This is a genomic window from Paenibacillus sp. NRS-1782, assembly GCF_050467685.1.
GTDB classification, from domain to species: domain Bacteria; phylum Bacillota; class Bacilli; order Paenibacillales; family Paenibacillaceae; genus Paenibacillus; species Paenibacillus terrae_A.
The window spans coordinates 110,191-131,839 of sequence record NZ_JBITPH010000005.1 but is presented as its reverse complement, the minus strand read 5'-3'; the positions used below and the strand labels follow the sequence as shown (position 1 = coordinate 131,839).

Sequence of the window (21,649 nt, the reverse complement as noted above, 5' to 3'; positions counted from 1 at the left end):
GATTGATCCGAGCCGTCTGTACGGCTGGATTCGTGACTATCAGGTTACGGTGTTCGAATCGACACCGGCCCTAATCGTACCGTTCATGCAGCATGTGCATGAACACGGACTGGACATGAGCAGTCTGGAGCTACTCATCACCAGCTCGGATAGCTGTAGTGTGACGGATTACCGGGTGCTGCAAGAACGGTTTGGTGCAGACATTCGTATCATTAACAGCTACGGCGTAACAGAAGCGGCGATTGACTCCAGCTTCTACGACGAAGAGCTGTCGAAGCTGCCAAGCAGCGGCAGTGTGCCGATTGGTCAGGCGTGGCTGAATGCACGTTTTTATATCGTGGACAGCCAATTGAATCCGGTACCTATCGGCGTACTGGGCGAGCTATGCATTGGCGGAGCCGGGGTAGCGCGTGGGTATCTGAACCGTGCGGACCTGACGGCCGAGAAATTCGTGGCGAATCCGTACGTGCCGGGTGAACGGCTGTATCGCACGGGTGACCTGGCACGGTGGATGCCGGACGGGAACGTGGACTTTATCGGCCGGATGGACTATCAGGTCAAAATCCGGGGCTACCGGATTGAACTGGGCGAGATCGAAACCGTGATCCAGCGGGTACCGGGTGTGCGTCAAGCGGTCGTGATCGACCGGACAGATGAGCGTGGGCACAAGTATTTGTGCGGCTATATCACGGGAGAAGCGGAGCTGCGGATCGAGGAGGTACAGGTCCAGCTGGAAGCAGGACTGCCAGCGCACATGGTGCCAGCACGCTTAATGCGTCTGGAGACGATACCACTGACGAGCAACGGCAAAATCGACCGCAAGGCCTTGCCAGAGCCAGAAGGAAGTATCCATACAGGTGCAGCCTATGTGGCGCCACGTACAACGGTCGAGCAAGTGCTGGCTTCGGTATGGGCCGGAGTGCTGGGCGTGGAAACGGTAGGCACGCAGGATAACTTCTTCGAGCTGGGCGGCGATTCGATCAAGGCGCTGCAGGTATCATCCCGATTGCTGCAAACAGGCTATCGACTGAACATGAAAGACCTGTTCAGCAATCCAACGGTGTCTGCATTGGCGCTGAAAGTCCAATCTGTGACAAGATTGGCAGATCAGAGCGAAGTGGTGGGCGCTGTGAAGCTGACACCAGTTCAACAATGGTTCTTTGAGCAAAACCTGACGGATGCTCATCATCATAATCAGTCCATCATGTTGCATAGCAAGGACGGTTTTGATGAAAAGGCACTGCGTACAGCGATGGATCAAATGGTTAGCCATCACGACGCGTTGCGTACCATTTTCCGTCCTACCGATCACGGATACGAAGCATGGAACCGTGCGATTGGTGAGGGTAAGCTGTACACGCTGGAACAGACGGACTTCAGCAATGAGACTGAGGTGTCTGCGGCCATCGAGGCCAAGGCGAATGAAATTCAAGCTGGAATTGATTTGAGTGAAGGACCGCTGGTGAAGCTGGGGCTGTTCCATTGCCCAGATGGAGACCATTTGTTGATTGCGATTCATCACTTAGTGGTGGACACTGTATCCTGGCGCATTTTGTTCGAGGATATTACGACAGCCTATGAGCAGGCATTGAACGGACAAGCGACTCGTCTTCCGTACAAAACGGATTCGTTCCGCACCTGGGCTGATGGACAATCTCAATATGCGAACGGTTCAGAAATTGCAGCAGAACTCGCATTCTGGCAAGAAATTGAACAGGGAATGTATGAGCCGCTTCCAAAAGACCAGCCACAGTCCTATTCCTTAAATAGAGACAGCGATATCGTTACTGCCACGTGGACAGCTCAGGAAACGGAGCAGCTGTTAAAACAGGCGCATCGTGCCTACAACACGGATATGAATGATTTGCTGCTTACGGCATTGGGAATGACGATTCATCGCTGGGCTGGCATTGGACGAGTGCTCGTCAACCTGGAAGGTCATGGACGGGAGTCCATTTTGCCAGAGCTGGATATTACTCGCACCGTTGGCTGGTTCACGACTCAATTCCCGGTTGTGCTGGATATGAGCGTGGGGCAAGACCTTTCACAGTGCATCAAACATGTGAAGGAAGGGCTGCGTCGCATTCCGCAAAAGGGTATTGGCTACGGTATTTTGAGATACCTGTCCGCCGCACGTGAGCAAGAGCATTTTGTAACCGAACCTGAAATCAGCTTTAACTATTTAGGACAATTTGATCAAGATATGCAAAATCAATCCATTGACGTATCTCATTACTCCAGCGGTGAAGAGCTTAGCGCACATGCAGCCAGATCGCACACGCTAGATATTAATGGAATGATTTCGGAAGGCGAACTGCAATTGACGATCAGCTACAGCAATCAGGAATATCGCCGAGAAACGATGGAGCAGCTAGCAGAGGAGTTCAGAACCAGCTTGCGGGAAATCATTGCGCATTGTGCAGGCCGGAAGCAGCAGGAGCTAACTCCAAGCGATGTAATGCTTAAAAATGTAACCATGGCCGAGCTGGATCAATTGGTAGAGCGGACTTGTGACATTGGCGAACTGGAAAATGTATATGCGTTAACGCCGATGCAAAAAGGTATGCTGTTCCATAATCTGATGGATGCAAAGTCAGGTGCTTATTTTGAACAAACGACATTTGATTTGCGCGGACGCTTCCAAGCGGATATTTTCCAAGATAGCTTGAATCATTTGGCGCAGCGGCATGAGATTTTTAGAGCTAATTTCTACAGCGGTTGGCAGGATGAGCCGGTGCAGGTCATTTTCCGCCGCAAGGATATAGGTTTCAAATATGAGGATCTGCGTCATTTGGCTGAGCAGGAGCGTGACACGTATGTGAAGGAATTTATTCGCAAAGACAAGGCAGCCGGATTCGATTTGTCCCAGGATGCATTGATGCGCGTGGCGATTTTACGAACAGGTGATGAGGATTATTATTTTGTGTGGAGCTCTCATCACATCTTGATGGATGGCTGGTGTGTGGCGTTGGTAACGGATGAGGTGTTTGAGGCTTATTTTGCAGCCGTCGAGCATAGAGAACCGAAGCTTGCCCCAGTTACTCCATATAGTCAGTATATTGAGTGGCTTGAAGCACAGGATGTAGAGGCTGCATCTTCATACTGGAAGGATTATTTGCTCGACTATGATCAGCAAACTTCGATTCTGACCGGAAAAGTAGGCGTGAAAGCGGACGGTGCGCAATTTGAGCATGTGCTGTGCGATCTGGGCAAGGATTTGACAGGCCGCATTGAAATGGTTGCCAAGCAGCACTACGTGACCACGAATACATTATTGCAAACGGCATGGGGCTTGCTGCTTCAAAAGTACAACGGTAGTGATGACGCTGTTTTTGGCGGTGTAGTGTCTGGTCGTCCGGCTGATATTTCGGGTATCGAAAATATGGTGGGCTTGTTCATTAACACCATTCCAGTACGTATCCGCAGTGGGGCTGAGGATACATTTGCCGACATGATCAGAGCAAATCAGAAGCAGGCGCTGGCTTCTCAAGCTTATGAAACGTATCCGCTATATGAAATTCAAGCCTTAAGCGAGCAAAAGCAAGACTTGATCAACCACATTATCGTGTTCGAAAACTATCCGGTGGAGGAGCAGGTCGAGCAACTTGGCGAAGGTGCAGAATCGGATTTTGAAATTAGCAACGCAGGTATGATTGAACAAACCAACTATGATTTCAATTTGCTCGTCATTCCGCTGGAAGCGATGAAAATCCGATTTGAATACAATGCGAAGCTCTATGATCGTGAAGCCGTTGAACGGACTCAGAGCCATCTGGTGCAGCTGCTGGAGCAAGTGACAGCGAAGCCAGACATTCAAGTGCATGAGTTGGATGTTTTAAGTGAGCAGGAGCGCGAGCAAATTCTGGGCGTATGGGGAGATACAGCCGTCAAGTATCCAAGGGAGCAAACGATCCATGGCTTGTTCGAAACACAAGCAGCGCAGACACCGGAGCAGGCAGCGTTGTTCTTCGAGGGAGAGCAGTTGACCTATCGCGAGCTGAATGAACGCGCGACTCGTCTGGCTCGTACTCTGCGCAATCAAGGCGTGACGAAGGATCGCCTGGTGGGATTGATGACCGAGCGTTCGGTAGACTTGATCGTGGGTATCTTAGGCATTTTGAAAGCCGGGGGTGCATATGTTCCGATTGATCCGACGTATCCAGAGGAGCGTATCCGCTACATGCTGAATGACTCGGGGGCAGAGCTGTTGTTGACGCAAAGCCATCTGCTGGACAAAGCTGCTTTTAATGGCAACGTACTGGTGTTGGATGGGGCACAGGGTGTGTATCACGAGGATGGTTCCAATCTGGAGCCGTTGTCCGGTCCAAACGACCTTGCGTATGTGATTTATACGTCGGGTACGACGGGCCAGCCAAAGGGCGTCATGGTAGAACACCGTAATGTTGTACGTTTGGTGAAAAATACTAACTATGCGCAATTGGATGCCGACACGCGCATTTTGCAGACAGGGGCTATTGTCTTCGACGCATCCACCTTTGAAATTTGGGGTGCGCTATTGAATGGTGGACAGCTGGTGCTGGTAAGTCAGGATGTCATTTTGGACGGGCCCAAGCTTAAGGAAGCTGTTCGCAATCATGGCATTACCACGATGTGGCTGACCGCGCCGCTCTTTAACCAGCTGTCCCAGCAGGATCTCGATCTGTTTGAGGGGGTACGGGAGCTGTTGGTCGGTGGTGATGTGCTGTCTGTACCGCATATTAACCGGGTAATGATAGCCCATCCGAACCTGCAGATTATTAACGGCTACGGCCCGACCGAAAATACGACCTTCTCCACAACACATGCGATTACTGGCGTGCAATCAGGATCGGTACCAATTGGCAGACCGATCCATAACTCGACGGCGTATGTCGTGGACCGTTCGATGCGGCTCCAGCCTATTGGGGTATGGGGAGAACTGATCGTGGGCGGTGACGGGGTGGCACGTGGATACCGGAACCGTCCGGATCTGACGGTCGAAAAGTTCATCGACAGCCCGTTCCGCAGCGGAGAACGCTGCTATCGCACAGGCGACCTAGTACGCTTGAATGTGGACGGGACCCTGGAATATAAGGGACGGATCGACGCACAGGTGAAAATTCGCGGCTACCGGATCGAGCTTGGCGAGGTAGAAACGCAGCTGCTGAAGCTGGAGGCGGTGCGAGAAGCTGTGGTCATCGCACGAGAAGATGAGCAAGGGCAGAAGCAGCTCTGCGCTTATGTGGTCACCGATGAGGAAGTTGTGGCCAGTGAGCTACGCAGCGCTTTAAGCCAGGAGCTGCCAGCCTACATGGTGCCGTCATATTTCATCCACTTGGAGCAGGTGCCGCTGACACCAAACGGTAAAATCGACCGCAAAGCACTACCAGCACCAGAGGTCAGCCTGCAAAGCGGAGCGGATTATGTTGCACCGCGGACGTGGGTGGAAGTGAAGCTGGCGCAAATTTGGCAGGATGTACTGGGCTTGGCACAGGTCGGCGTGAAGGAAAACTTCTTCGAGATTGGCGGGCATTCGCTGCGGGCGACCACCCTGGCCTCGAAGATTCACAAGGAGCTGAATAAGCCGCTTCCACTACGCAGTATTTTTGAAGCACCAACGATTGAACAACTGGCAGCCGTTCTGGAACAGCTGGATCAAGTGAACTATGCGTCCATTCCGGTGACGGAAGCCTGTGCATTCTACCCGTTATCCTCGGCGCAAAAACGACTGTATGTGCTGCATCAGTTCGACCCGAATGATGTGAACTACAACATGCCGTCGGTGCTGCAAGTGAGTGGTCCGCTGGATGTGAAACGAGTAGAAGACGCGTTCCGTCAACTGATCGCCCGCCATGCAACCTTGCGAACCCGCTTTGAACTGGTGGACAGTGAACCGATGCAATGGATTGAGGACATCGTGCCGTTCGAGGTGGAATATGCAAAGGTACAGGCAGAGGGTGCGACTACGGATACGGACATGTTGGTCAGCAAGGAAACGCAAGAACTGGTACGGCGCTTTGTCCGTCCGTTCGTTCTGCAAGCTGCGCCGCTGCTGCGGGTAGGCTTGGTGGACCTGGGCGTACAAGGAGTGGAACAAGAACAACAGCATTTGCTTATGCTCGACATGCACCATATCGTCTCGGATGGTGTGTCCATGGGGGTACTGGCCGATGAATTTGTCCGCTTGTATGGTGGAGAAGCCTTGTCGCCATTGCGGATTCAGTACAAGGATTATGCGGTATGGCAGCAAAGCGAAGCCCATCAGGAGTGGATGCAGCGTCAGGAAGCGTACTGGCTCGACACCTTCCGGGGTGAGCTGCCTGTGCTGGATCTACCTACGGATTTTGCCCGTCCAGCGGTACGAAGTACGGCAGGGGATACGGTCGTGTTCGGACTGGAGCATGAAGTTAGCGAACGCCTGAAAGAACTGGCGGCGCACACAGGCTCAACATTGTACATGGTGCTGCTGGCGGCATACACTGCGCTCTTGCATCAATACAGCGGACAAGAGGATATTGTGGTCGGCACGCCGATTGCAGGACGACCGCATGCAGATCTGGAGTCGATCCTTGGGATGTTCGTCGGTACGTTGGCATTGCGAAACTATCCGACGGCGGAGCATACCTTCCGCAGCTACGTGGAAGAAGTGAAAGATCGTGCCCTGCAAGCATACGAACATCAGGACTATCCATTTGAGGAACTGGTGGAAAAGCTGAACGTGAAGCGGGATATGAGCCGCCATCCGCTGTTCGATACGATGTTTACGCTGCAAACCACCGAGGAAAGCGAATTGCAGCTGGCAGACCTAAGCTTCCGTCCATACGGCTTGGAACAAACGCCAGTCAAGTTTGATTTGATGCTGGAAGCCAGAGAGGAAGAGGTAGGCATCCAGTTTGGATTGCAGTATGCAACCGCGTTGTATCAACGGGAAACCGTAGAACGGATGACACGTCACTTCATTCGTTTGGCCGAAGCCGTGGCAGCGAACCCGGATGCGAAGTTGGGTGAGCTGGAGCTGATTACAGCGGAAGAAACCGAGCGGATTCTGAAGGTGTTCAATGACCCGAACGCGCATAGCGTGCGTGGAACAGCACAAGGTCGCTCGCTCAGCGAACGATTTGAAGAGCAAGCGAAGCGCAGACCTGATCGGGTAGCGGTCGTGTCTGGGGACACGGCGCTGACCTACGTCGAGCTGAACGAGCGTGCGAACCGATTGGCCCGTGTGTTACGAGCGGAAGGGGTCGATGCAGATCAACCGGTAGGCGTATTACTGGAACGTTCTGCCGATATCCTGGTGAGCATTCTAGGGGTACTTAAGGCCGGAGGTGCGTATGTGCCGATGGATACCATGTATCCACAGGAACGTATCGACTACATGCTCCAAGACAGCGGGGCAAAGGTCGTGATTACAAGCAGAGTCGCCAATCTCACACTCAGCTTGCCATCCACAGTTCGAGCAGTAGTTCTTGACGATGAGAACGTTCAAGCTCAACTGGGAGCACAGGATGCAAGCAACCTAATCCCTGTGGCCCGCCCGCATAACCTGGCCTATATGATTTACACGTCAGGCACAACCGGTCAGCCGAAAGGTGTCATGATCGAGCAGGGCAGTGTCAGCAATCTGGTAGATGCTTTATTTGAGCGAGTATATAGCCGTTATGAACAGCCGCTTCAAGTCGCATGGCTGTCGGCATTTGTATTTGACGCTTCGGTGAAGCAAATCTTTGCTAGCTTGTTGTTAGGCCACACCTTGCATGTGGTATCCCGTGACGTCAGCCTGAGTGGGGAGCATTTGATCGCCTACTACCGAACGCACCGAATTGATTTGTCGGACGGCACACCTGCGCATCTGCATATTTTGAACGAAAGCGTCAACGTGACGGAAGCGCCGGATGTAAAGCATTACCTGATCGGTGGCGAAGCATTGTCTGTGCAACTGGTCAATGTGTTCCTGCATAAGTGGTTCGGGTATCGTCCCGTAATTACTAACGTGTATGGTCCGACCGAAACAACAGTAGATGCGACCGCTTATACAATTGAAGATGTGGAATCCCTGAACGTGCTGCTGGAAAAAGGAGAGCACACGGTATCCATAGGAACGCCGATAGCGAACCAGTCTGTGTACATCCTGAACAGCCAGCAGCAGCTGGTGCCGATCGGTATCGCAGGTGAGCTCTATATTGGAGGTGCAGGTGTAGGACGAGGATACCTGAACCTGCCGGAACTGACGGCAGAGAAGTTCATACCTAATCCGTTTGCCTCAGCTTCAGTGGAAGCTGAACAAGCTCCAGATGCCCACATCCACCGGATGTATCGGACGGGCGACCTGGCACGATGGCTGCCAGATGGAAGCATCGAGTATTTAGGCCGGATCGACCACCAGGTGAAAATCAGGGGGTACCGGATCGAGCTGGGCGAGGTGGAAGCACAGCTGCTGACCGTAGACGGCATTCAGAAAGCCGTGGTCACGGCATGGGAAAGCGAAGACGGACATAAGGACCTGTGTGCCTATATTGTAGCCACGGCACCGCTGAGTCTGCCGGAGCTGCGCAATGCGCTGCAGCCGAAGCTGCCGGATTACATGATCCCGACATATGTTGTACAACTGGATCGTTTCCAGCTGACCCCAAGCGGAAAAATTGACCGCAAGGCGTTGCCTGCGCCGGAAACGCGCCTCGAAGGTGGCATGGAGTATGTTGCGCCGCGGACACCGCTGGAAGTCAAGCTTGCTCAAATCTGGCAGGATGTATTGAAGCTGTCCAGCGTAGGAGTCACCGACTCATTCTTCGACATGGGTGGACACTCCCTGCGAGCAACAACGCTGGTGGCCAAAATCCATCAGGAACTGGACAGCCGGATTACACTGCGTGAGGTGTTCCAGCACATTACGATTGAGCAGCAAGCCCAGCTCATAGCTACGCACGGCACAGACACCTATACGGTGATCCCTGCGGCGGCGAAACAGGCCTACTACCCGGTTTCCTCGGCTCAAAAACGTCTGTACATTTTGAGCCATCTGGAAGGTGGGGATGTCAGCTACAACATGCCGGATGTGCTAACGGTGGAAGGACCGCTTCAGGCAGATCGACTGGAGGAAGCATTCCGTCAGTTAATAGCCCGCCATGAAACGTTGCGGACTTCCTTTGAAATGGTGGAAGGCGAGGTTGTTCAGCGGGTTTACGATCAGGTTGAGTTTGCAGTAGAGCGCCTGCAGGTTAGTGAATCTGAAGCCGAAGCGTATATCGAATCCTTTGTACGCAGCTTTGATCTTCGGCAGGCACCACTGCTGCGTGTCCAGATCATTCAAACCGGACCAGAGCGCCATTTCCTGATGTACGACATGCACCATATTATTTCAGACGGTGTATCGTCTAACAATATCGTGCAGGAGCTGGTACAGCTGTACGAGGAGCAGGAATTGGAGCCGCTGCCGATTCAATACAAGGACTATGCCGTGTGGCAGCAGCAGGAAATGCAGCGTGAGTCATACCAACGCCGGGAACACTTCTGGCTGGAGCATTTAGCCGGAGAATTACCGGTACTGGATTTGCCGATTGCTTATCCAAGACCTGCTGTTCGCAGCTTCGAGGGTGTGCTGTATGAATTTACAGTTGACCCGAATGTATCCGAACAACTGCACCGAATGGCGGCACAGACCGGAAGTACGTTGTACATGGTGCTATTGAGCGCCTACACCGTTCTGCTGTCCAAATACAGCGGTCAGGACGATTTGATCATCGGTACTCCGGTAGCAGGCCGCTTGTTGCCTGAGTTGGAGCCACTGATCGGAATGTTCGTCAATACGCTAGCCATCCGGCATCAGCCGAAGGGCAACCAAACGTTCCACAACTACTTGCTGGAAGCCAGAGATCGTACGCTGCAAGCCTTCGAGCATCAGGATTATCCACTGGAAGAGTTAGTGGAAAAGCTGGATGTAGCACGGGATACAAGCCGTAACCCATTGTTTGACACCATGTTTGCACTGGAAAATACGGAGTCGCAAGAAGCGAAGCTTGAGACCCTGTCCTTCAGTCCGTATGTTCGGGAGCATCGCATCTCCAAATTTGATTTGACCTTGTCCATGAGCGATGAAGACGGGGTGATCAAGGGTTCCTTTGAATATTGCACGAAGCTGTTTGGTGCAGACGCGATTGAACGATTAACGGAAGATTTGATAGCGATTCTGTCACAGGTTGGGGCAAACCCGAATTTGCTGTTAAGCGAAATTCAGGTAACCTCCACCGACGAGAAGCCGGAAGGCTTTTCACCGGATTCCATCGACTTTGTTTTCTAAATCATTTTCTAAAATGCAATGATTTCACTTTGCTGTGCAGAGGGCGGCGGCTTGTCCGACTGCCCTTGCCTGCAAAGTATTATTTTTCCGACACAACGCTCATCTACGTAACAACGCACCATTCCAACCGGGGTACAGACCCCAAAAAGCAGGAGGGATGTCATTGAAAGCCTTATTTGAGAAGGAAAAAAATTACTGGAGTCATAAGCTGGAATCCGAGGATCATATCATCTGCCTTCCATACACCAACAACGTGTCCAAGGATGCAATTGTAACGAATTTAAATTCCCTTACGTACACGCTCACATTTCCATCTGAAATTTCCGAGCGAATATTGTCTATAACAGGTGGCGCTCCATGGGCAGTGTTTATGGTTCTGCTTGCTGGAGTAGAAAGTCTGTTACATAAGTACACAGGTGAGGAACGTGTGCTGCTGGGTATTCCGGTAGCCAAGTCTGGCAACGGTGCTACAAAGCCGATCAATCATCTGCTTATACTGAAAAACACACTGGATTCCACAACGACCTTCAAAGCCTTGCTGTCTCAAATCAAAACCTCTGTCAGCGAAGCGATTGAGCACCAAAATATACCTTTTTGGAACTATACCGAGGGGCTTGAAATTCCACGTAACGAGGATGAAAAGCCTCTGATTTACACCACGTCGTCTATGCAAAATATTCATATTCCTGATTTTTTGAATTATGTACAATCTGAGCTTGATTTGCAATTTCAGTGGGAAAATGCAGCGGTTTCTCTGAACGTGAAGTACAGTAGCGACCGTTATAACGAGGCGACGATTGAACGCTTTGTTGAGCAACTGTTGCGCTTGTACAGCGTTGTTCTGCATCAGCCAGAACTGGAGATTTCCGCAGCACAACTGCTGTCAGAGCAAGAAGTGGAGCAGCTGCTTCATACCTTCAACGATACAGCTGTGGATTATCCACGTCATGCGTCCATTCATGAATTGTTCCAGAAACAGGTGAAGCAGGTCCCACAGCAGGTGGCGGTAGTATTCGGAAAAGATAGCCTAACCTATGGAGAATTGAATGAAAAGGCCAACCGTCTAGCTCATACATTACGTAAGCAAGGGATCTGCACCGAGCAGACTGTCGGCATTGTGGCTGAACGCTCGATTGAGATGATCGTCGGTATGCTTGCAATTCTCAAGGCAGGCGGAGCATATGTCCCGATTGACTCCGAATACCCGAATGAGCGCGTACGCTATTTGCTGGAGGATTCTGGTGCTAACATACTGCTCGTACAGCGAATGGAGCATCGGCCCGTTGATTTTAAGGGAACTGTGCTCGACCTAAGCGATTCCGCAATTTATGGAACGAATGATGCTGATCGTTTCGATCCGGTTTTGCGGAACGATAACGAGACGTATGCTGACGTAGCTGGCATCGGATATGTAGATTGCTTAAACCCGCTCTACTCCATTTCCGCTAGTCCTGAGCTTGCTTCTACTACAACCACACAACCAGAAATTATACAACCAGAAGTTACGCAATCAGAACAAGTGGAGGCAACCGCTGCTGATCGCTTGGCCTATATCATGTACACCTCTGGAACAACTGGCCAGCCGAAAGGGGTTATGGTGGAACACCGCAATGTCGTCCGTCTAGTGAAAAATACAAACTACGCGCAATTGAATGCCGATACGCGTATTTTGCAGACCGGGGCCGTTGTCTTTGACGCGTCCACCTTTGAAATTTGGGGTGCGCTATTGAACGGTGGACAGCTGGTGCTGGTGAGTCAGGATGTCATTCTGGACGCGCCGAAGCTCAAGGAAGCGGTCCGCAGCCACGGCATTACCACGATGTTTCTGACCACACCGCTCTTTAACCAGTTGTCCCAGCAGGATCTGGCGCTGTTCGAGGGGATACGGGAGCTGCTGGTCGGCGGAGATGTGATGTCCGTTCCACATATGAACCGGGTGCTGGAGGCTCATCCTTCCCTGCGGATCAGTAACATCTATGGCCCAACCGAAAATACGACCTTTTCCACCATGCATGCGATCGCCGGTGTGCAATCCGAATCGGTGCCAATTGGCCGCCCAATCACTAACTCAACGGCGTATGTCGTGGATCGCTCGATGCAGCTCCAGCCTATCGGGGCGTGGGGTGAGTTGATCGTCGGCGGTGACGGGGTAGCACGTGGCTACCGCAACCGTCCGGACCTGACGGCTGAAAAGTTCATCGACAGTCCGTTCCGCAGCGGAGAACGCTGCTATCGCACAGGCGACCTGGTACGCTGGAAGGCGGACGGGGCGCTGGAATACAAGGGACGGATCGACGCCCAGGTGAAAATTCGGGGCTACCGGATCGAGCTGGGCGAGGTGGAAGCGCAGCTGTTGAAGCTGGAGGCGGTGCAAGAATCCGTCGTTATTGCACATGAGGATGAGCAGGGGCAAAAGCAGCTCTGCGCTTATGTGGTGACCCATGAGGAAGTAACAGCAAGTGAGTTGCGCAGCGCTTTGAGCCAAGAATTACCGGGCTACATGGTGCCGTCATATTTTGTACAGCTGGAGCAATTGCCACTGACACCGAACGGCAAGGTGGATCGCCGGGCGTTGCCGCAGCCGGAGGGAAGTATAAGCTCAGGCGCAGAATATGTAGCTCCTCAAAATCAATTACAAGTACAACTGGCGAGTATCTGGAAAGATGTGCTGGAGCTTGAGCGCATTGGGATTAAGGATAACTTTTTTGAAGCAGGGGGGCACTCCCTGCGAGCGACACATGTCATATCGCTTATTCATAAGGAATTGCATAAAAATGTGCAGCTAAAGGACCTGTTTCAGCACCCGACGATTGAACAGCTTGCGCAGGTGATTGAAGCGCTGGAGCAAACCGCCTATGAATCCATACCTGTTACGGAGAATAAGCCATTTTATGCGGTGTCCTCGGCACAAAAACGGATGTATATTCTCAATCAGCTTGATGGAGCGGGAATTAGCTATAACATTCCTGGCGCTCTGACACTGACAGGTTCATTTGATCATAATGCACTGGACAATGCGTTCCGCCAGCTTATTGACCGCCATGAAATATTGCGTACCAGCTTTGAGACCATGAACGGTGAACCTGTCCAGCGAGTACATGACGAAGTTTCTTTTCGTATGGAGTTGATTCATGCCCATGGAGCTGACCCAAAGGAGACGGACGAACTAGTACGCGACTTTGTCCAGCCGTTCGATCTTGGACAGGCTCCGCTTTTCCGAGTCGGTTTGATTGAAACAGATCCAGAGCATCATATTTTACTACTGGATATGCATCACATCATTTCGGACGGTACCTCTATAAATGTGATGATTCAGGACTTCATCCATTTATATACAGGTGACACACTGCCACCATTGCGCATTCAGTATAAGGACTACGCTGCTTGGCAACAGGAGCAGCAGCAAAGTGAACGCTATCGGCAGCAGGAAAGCTACTGGCTAAATACCTTCGCAGGAGAGCTGCCTGTGCTGGATATACCAACCGATTATCCACGTCCGGCGACGAGAAGCTTTGAAGGAGATTTGCTGGAATTTACGCTCGATCAACGGCAGAGCGAAGGTTTAAAAAGCATTGCGGTACAGACGGAATCGACATTATATATGGTGCTATTGGCAGCTTATACGTCTTTGCTTAGCCACTACAGCGGGCAGGAGGATATTATTGTCGGTTCGCCGATTGCGGGGCGGCCCCATGCTGATCTTGGTAGCCTGATCGGGATGTTTGTGAATACGCTGGCAATCCGCAATTATCCGGAAGGTGGTAAGACCTTCCGCGATTACGTATTAGAGGTCAAGGAAAACGCATTGAAAGCTTTTGAACATCAGGATTATCCGTTTGAAGAGCTGGTGGACAAGCTGGACGTGGATCGAGATTTAAGCCGTAATCCGTTATTTGATACCATGTTTGCTCTACAAAATTTGGAGCAAAAGGATCAGCAACTGGAAGGTTTGCAATTGGCACCCTATCCGAGTGAACAAAATACCGCGAAATTTGATTTGAGTCTGTTCGCGATGGAGGATGGGGAGCAAATTGCCTGCGGTCTTCAATACGGAACCCGGCTGTACAAACGGGAAACCATCGAACGACTGGCTGTACACTTGCAGCAGCTTATCCGTGCGGTGATAGAACAGCCGGATATCGCTCTTTCGGCTATTGAAATGGTTTCGTCCCAAGAAAAAGAGCAGATTGTAATGCAATTCAACGATACACTAGCAGACTATCCGTATCCACGTGATCAAGTGCTGCATGTGCTGTTCGATGAACAGGCAGCACAATCACCAGATCGGCTGGCCGTCACCTTTGCCGACACACAACTCACCTACCGCGAACTGAAGGAACGCTCCGACCGTCTGGCACGTATACTCGCTTCCCATGGGATACGGAGAGGCTCCGAGCCAGAGATACAGCGAGTAGGGATTATGGCGGAGCGGTCCATTGAAATGATCGTCGGCATGCTGGCGATTTTAAAAGCCGGGGGGGCGTACGTTCCCATTGATCCCGAATATCCTGAGGAGCGTATCCGTTATTTACTGGAGGATTCCAGTGCTAGGCTGTTACTTTCACAGCGACGTGAGCAGGTTCCTTTTGAACCAAGCATTCCGATCATAGATTTGAGTGATGAACAACGATGGAGTAGCGAATCTGAACTTTACGCTCATGTGGATGAATCTGCTGCTATTTCAATGGAGGGATCTTCCTCGGATCTTGCGTATGTGATCTATACCTCTGGTACGACAGGCAAGCCGAAGGGCGTGATGATCGATCACCGCAATGTCGTGCGTTTGGTGAAAAACAAAAGCTATGCCTCGCTTGACGAACATACGCGTATGCTGCAAATGGGTGCAGTTGTGTTCGATGCCTCCACTTTTGAAATCTGGGGAACGCTGCTGAACGGGGGTCAACTGTATGTGGTAAGTCATGACACTATTTTGGACGCCGCCAAGCTCAAACAGGCGATTGACAAGTATCGTATTAACACCATGTTCATGACCACGGCTTTATTCAATCAGCATTCACAGCAAGCTATTGGAGTGTTTTCCTCCCTGAAGGAATTGCTTGTGGGTGGTGATGTGTTGTCCATACCACATGTCAATCGTGTGCTGAAGGAGCACCCGCAGCTTCGTTTGGCCAATATTTATGGGCCGACAGAGAACACCACCTTTTCCACCATCTATGACATTACAGAACCGCAAACCCAAGCTATTCCCATTGGGCGTCCGATTGATCATTCAACCACATATGTGGTCAATCCTTCATTGAAACTGCAGCCAATCGGAGCCTGGGGGGAACTGATCGTCGGTGGTGACGGTGTGGGACGTGGATATCTGAATCGGCCGGAGCTTACGGCTGAAAAGTTTATAGAAAGTCCGTTCCGGCCCGGGGAGCACTGCTATCGTACAGGCGATTTAGTACGTTGGCGTGCAGATGGCGTGTTGGAGTATAAAGGAAGAATGGATGAGCAGGTCAAAATTCGCGGCTACCGCATTGAGCTGGGTGAAATAGAAACCCGTTTGTCCACGATTGCAGGAGTGAAGGAATCGATTGTTATCGTACAGCAGGACGATGATGGGCAAAAACAGCTGTGTGCCTATTTTGTAACAGACAGCGAGTTGAGCGCCAGCGACTTACGTAACGTTTTGTCGCAGGATCTGCCTAGCTATATGGTGCCTTCCTACTTTGTGAAGCTTTCCAGACTGCCTTTGACGTTGAATGGAAAAGTAGACCGCAGAGCCCTACCTGCACCGGAGCAAAACGTCGATACAGGCATGGATTATGTGGCACCCGAGACGGACGTTCAGCAAGCACTGGCTACCGCCTGGGGGGCAATCCTTGGGATTCAGCGAGTAGGCATACAGGATAACTTTTTCCATCTGGGTGGAGACTCCATCAAGGCCATTCAAGTATCGTCCCGATTGTTTCAGGCTGGATACAAGCTGGAAATGAAGGACTTGTTCAAATATCCGACGATTGCGGGACTAAGTAAATTCATTCAGCCTGTTAACCGTATAGCAGAGCAGGGAGAGGTTATAGGTTCTGTTTTGCTTACACCAATTCAGCGTTGGTTTTTTGAACAGTCAACGGCAGAGCCGCACTATTTTAACCAATCTGTCATGCTTTATCGACAAGAAGGCTACGATGAACTGGCACTTCGTCAGGCGCTTAATCAGATTACATCGCACCATGATGCATTGCGTATGGTTTTTCGTTCGTCGGAGAACGGGTATACAGCATGGAATCGTCGTATAGAGGAAGGCGAACCATACCAACTGGAAATCTTTGATTATAGGGACAGCGATGTAAACGAGGGCGATTTGGCGAAGATGGTTGAAACCAATTGCAATGAAATTCAATCCGGTATTTCCCTAAGCGAAGGGCCGCTCATGAGGCTGGGGCTATTCCGTTGCCCGGATGGAGATCATCTGCTGGTCGCGATTCACCATTTGGTGGTGGACGGGGTATCCTGGCGCATTTTATTCGAGGATTTGGCGACTGCTTATGATCAGGCCTCTAAGGGAGAACCGGTAATTCAGTTGCCTCATAAAACGGATTCGTTCCAAACGTGGGCCCAGCAGCTGTACGCTTATGCCAATAGCCCAGCCATGGAACGGGAGCGCTCGTACTGGGAGGAGCTTGCACAAGCCGAACTGGCTCCCTTGCCGCAGGATTACGGGCATCATGAACACAAAAATCCGTTGATTGGTGACGGTGAGTCGGTTACCGCTGTATGGACAAGTGCGGAGACAGAGCAACTGCTCAAGCAGGCCAATCGTGCCTACCACACGGAGGTTAACGATCTGTTGCTGACAGCGGTGGGGATGGCATTGCAAGCGTGGAGCGGATATGAGCGCTTCCTGATACATCTGGAGGGGCATGGACGCGAAGCTATTTTACCTGAGGTAGACATTACCCGAACCATAGGGTGGTTTACAAGCCAATATCCTGTTTTGCTTAATATGCCGGAGGGAATTGCTCTTTCGCAACGGATTAAGCATGTGAAGGAAGGGCTGCGCGGCATCCCGAAAAAGGGGATCGGCTACGGTGTACTGAAATATGTAGCCGACCGCCAGATACAGGCACCAGAGGCATCTCCAGCCCTATTTACGACAGATCCCGAAATCAGCTTTAACTATTTGGGACAATTCGATCAGGATATGAAGGGAAATGATCTGGAGTCATCCCCTTATAGTGGGGGCATGCCTCTGAGCCCGACCATGGCTCGCACGTATACGCTGGATTTTGGCGGGATCATTTCGGGAGGTCAGCTGGGTCTGACGATTAGCTATAGCCGTACCAGCTATCGACCAGAGACGATAGAACGGTTGGCGAAATTACTGGAATCGAGTCTACGTGAAATTCTGACTCATTGCATCCATAAAGAACACCCTGAGCTGACCCCAAGTGATATTTCCTATAAAGGAATGAGTGTGGAGGGCTTGGACAGCCTGTTATCTGAAATGGGTGCTGCGGGTAAGGTCGACAATGTATATGCACTGACTCCGATGCAAAAAGGGATGCTGTTTCACAGCCAGCTGAATAGTCAAGCAGCCGCGAATGACGCGTATTTTGAGCAGGTTTCTTATGATATGCGAGGTCGGATGGACATTAAGGCTTTTGCAGAAAGCCTGAATATTCTGGTTCGGCGACATGAGGCGCTGCGTACACATTTTTATTTTGGTCGGGATACGGAACCGTTGCAGGTAGTGTATCGAAGTCGGGATTGCGGCTTTCAATATGAAGATTTACACAAGCTGGATGTGGATACAAGGGATACCTGGGTGAAAAACTTCGAGTTGGAAGATAAAGCACGGGGCTTTGATCTGCGTCGGGATGTCCTGCTGCGTGTAGCGATTTTACGTACTGGAGAAGACAGCTATCATTTTGTATGGAGCTTCCATCATATCGTCATGGACGGCTGGTGTTTGTCCCTTATAAATAAAGAAGTGTTTGAAAGCTATGCAGCACTTCAGGAGGGCAGAGTGCCAGAGCTGGCACCGGCAGTGCCGTACAGCAGCTTTATTGAATGGCTGGAAGCACAGGATGGCAAGGCGGCAGCCGACTACTGGAGCAGCTATTTATCCGGGTATGAGCAGCAAACAGCACTACCAGCTATAAAATTTGGTCGCAAGAGTGAAGGCTACACGGCCAGCGATTGGACGACGGATTTGGAGCGTGAGCTGACCCTCCGGGTGGAGGAGACGGCTAAGCGGTATCAGGTGACCATGAATACGTTATTACAAACCGCATGGGGGATTGTGCTTCAAAAGTATAACAACCACAGTGATGTCGTATTTGGCAGTGTTGTCTCAGGTCGTCCATCGGATATTATCGGGGTCGAGGATATTATTGGCTTGTTCATTAATACCATTCCCGTGCGCATTCGCTGCGAGGCAGGGGAATCTTTTGAAGAAGTGATGAAAAAAATGCAGGAGCAGGCGCTGGCTTCTCATGCGTATGATACGTATCCACTGTTTGAAATTCAGGCATTGACCGACCAGAAGCAGGATTTAATTAACCATATTATGGTGTTTGAAAATTATCCGGTGGAGGAGCAAGTCGAGGAGCTGGGAAGTGACGGACAAGATGCATTCCCGATCTCCAACGTGGTGGCTGCAGAGCAGACCAACTACGATCTGAACCTTGTCGTTATGCCGGGAGAATGCATAAAGATTCGTTTTATGTATAACGCGTTAAGCTTTGATCAAACAGACATTGAGCGTCTGCATGGACATTTTGTGAATCTGCTGGAGCAAATTTTGCGTAACCCGAGTGTTTGCGTAGAAGAGCTGGAACTGGTTACAGCGGCGGAAAAACAACAGATTACAGGAGAGTTTAATGACACTGCCTCTGCATATCCACGGAATCAGACGATCCAAAAACTGTTTGAGGAGCAGGCTGAGCGCACGCCGGATCATATTGCCGTAGCTTTGGGTCATCAATCATTGACCTATCGGGAGCTCAATGAGACAGCCAACCGATTATCGCATACGCTGCTGCGGGATGCAGGGGTGAAGCCCGATGAACCGGTTGGCATTCTGACGGAGCGCTCGCTGGATATGATTACTGGAACACTCGCTATTTTAAAGGCTGGAGGCGCGTATGTGCCGGTAGACCCTCAATATCCGGAGGACCGTATCCGTTATATGCTGGAGGACTCGGGAGCCAAGCTGCTGCTGGCTCAGCAGGATTTACTGGATCGTTGCTATTTTGACGGACAGATTGTCAATCTGGATGATGAAACGTCCTACAGTACGGATTATTCCAATCTGGGGATGGATGGAGCGGGTCATCATGCTGCTTATGTCATTTATACCTCAGGCTCGACAGGCAAGCCAAAGGGCGTTGTTGTTGAGCATCAAAGTGTTGTGCGCCTGGTCCGCAATACGGATTATGTGCCATTTGATGAATCGACCTGCATGCTGCAGACTTGCGCGTTTGTATTCGATGTATCTACGTTTGAAATTTGGGGTGCGCTGCTGAACGGCGGTCAGCTTGTACTCGTGCATAAGGATGATCTTTTGGACGCGGCCAAGCTTAAAGAGACAATACGGGATCATCGCGTCAACATGATGTGGCTGACCACTCCGTTATTTAATCAGCTTTCGCAGCAGGACAGTCAATTGTTCGGCGAAGTGAAGTATTTGCTGGTTGGTGGTGATGTTTTGTCTGCGCCCCATATTAACCGGGTCCTGCGTGACAATCCGAACATGAACATCATTAACGGCTATGGGCCAACGGAAAATACAACCTTTTCGACGACGTACCACATTACGGAAGAACAGCTGGATTCTGTGCCGATCGGACGTCCTATCGGCAATTCAACGGCGTATGTTGTGGATTCGTCATTTAACCTGCAGCCGGTCGGAGCCTGGGGTGAACTGGTTGTCGGCGGAGACGGAGTTGCACGCGGTTATCTGAACCGTCCTGAGCTAACGGCTGAGAGATTTCTTGCTAACCCGTGGGTGGATGGAGATCGCCTGTACTGTACGGGAGACCTTGTTCGCTGGCGTGAAGATGGCATGCTGGAATACGCTGGACGGATGGATCAACAGGTTAAAATTCGCGGTTACCGGATTGAGCTGGGCGAGGTGGAGGCGCGGCTGGCAAGTGTACCATCCGTGCGGGATAGCGTTGTTATCGCTTTACGGGATGGAACAGGCCAGCAGCAATTATGTGCTTACTTCACTGCCGATGAACAGCTGACCATCCGTGAGATTCGAGCTATGATGTCGGCCAGTCTGCCGAGCTATATGATTCCATCCGCATTTGTACAGCTGGATCGGTTTCCGCTGACGACCAACGGCAAAATCGACCGCAAAGCTTTACCTGTGCCGGACAAAGCGCTGCACACGGGCATAGAATATGTCGCACCGCGAACTGATGTGGAGCAGTTGCTGGCAGCTATTTGGCAGGAAGTGCTCGAAATCCAGCAAGTGGGCATCCACGATGACTTTTTCACGTTGGGGGGGCATTCCTTGAAATTGCTGGAGCTTGTACGCAAAATTCATCTTGCCACAGACATTGAGCTTCCAATCCGCAGTGTTCTGGAGTTCCCGACCATAGAAGAGCAGGCGCTCGCATTATTAAAATCGGATTTGCAATCCAAGGCAGATAGTCCAATCATTCGGTTGAATGAACACGGTCCTGTCTCCATCTTCTGCTTTCCGCCTATGCTTGGATACGGTCTGTCGTTCGCGGAGCTTGCGAAACAACTGGATCAGGACGCAGTCGTGTATGGATTGGAGTTCGTAAATGATGCCGCGGATGAGCAGGAAATGCTGGCACGGTATGTTGATTTGATCGTCAGCACGCAAGCGCAAGGTCCGTATGTGCTGCTTGGTTATTCCATAGGCGGTAATCTGGCGCATAAGGTTGCCGACACACTCGAGCGTCAAGGTCATGCTGTATCCGACATTTTGATGCTCGATTCGGTCAAAAGGAAGGAAGCCCTGCCCTTCACAGTCGAAGAAACAGAGCACGAAATTCATGCCATGCTGGAACAGGTTCCCGAATCCTACCGTGAGCTGTTGAATGAAACGTACCAGCGTAAAATGATCGCTTACGCAGTGTATGGCAACCAGCTTGTGAATACAGAGAGGGTTCAGGCCAATATTCACGGCTTTGTTGCTGTCGGATCGGAAACAGTTAGGGGAATCGGAGACAATCGACTTTTATGGAAAGACGCTACACAAGGAAGCTATGAAGAGCATAGCTTGATTGGCAGCCATTATGAACTGCTCGAACCCGGATTTATCGAGGAAAATGTAAAAAGTATCCGTGTCGCAATACAAAACATAGCCCGGAACATGGACAAAGACATCACACAAGGTTTGGCACATCATAATTCTTGAAAATCTACGGTTGATGATTTAACTGG

The 21,649-nt window shown here is 51.0% G+C and carries 2 protein-coding genes; both read left to right on the top strand.

Annotated features, from left to right (window positions below; translation table 11 throughout):
- On the top strand, positions 1–10,273 hold a 10,273-nt coding region (locus tag ACIFQM_RS02105; protein ID WP_430064960.1), incomplete at its 5' end, for an amino acid adenylation domain-containing protein.
- A gap of 163 nt (positions 10,274–10,436) precedes the next feature.
- Positions 10,437–21,623 carry an amino acid adenylation domain-containing protein gene (locus ACIFQM_RS02100; protein WP_430064958.1) on the top strand — a complete coding sequence of 3,729 codons (11,187 nt, stop codon included), beginning with the start codon at positions 10,437–10,439 and terminating at the stop codon, positions 21,621–21,623.
- The last annotated feature ends 26 nt before the right edge of the window (positions 21,624–21,649 follow it).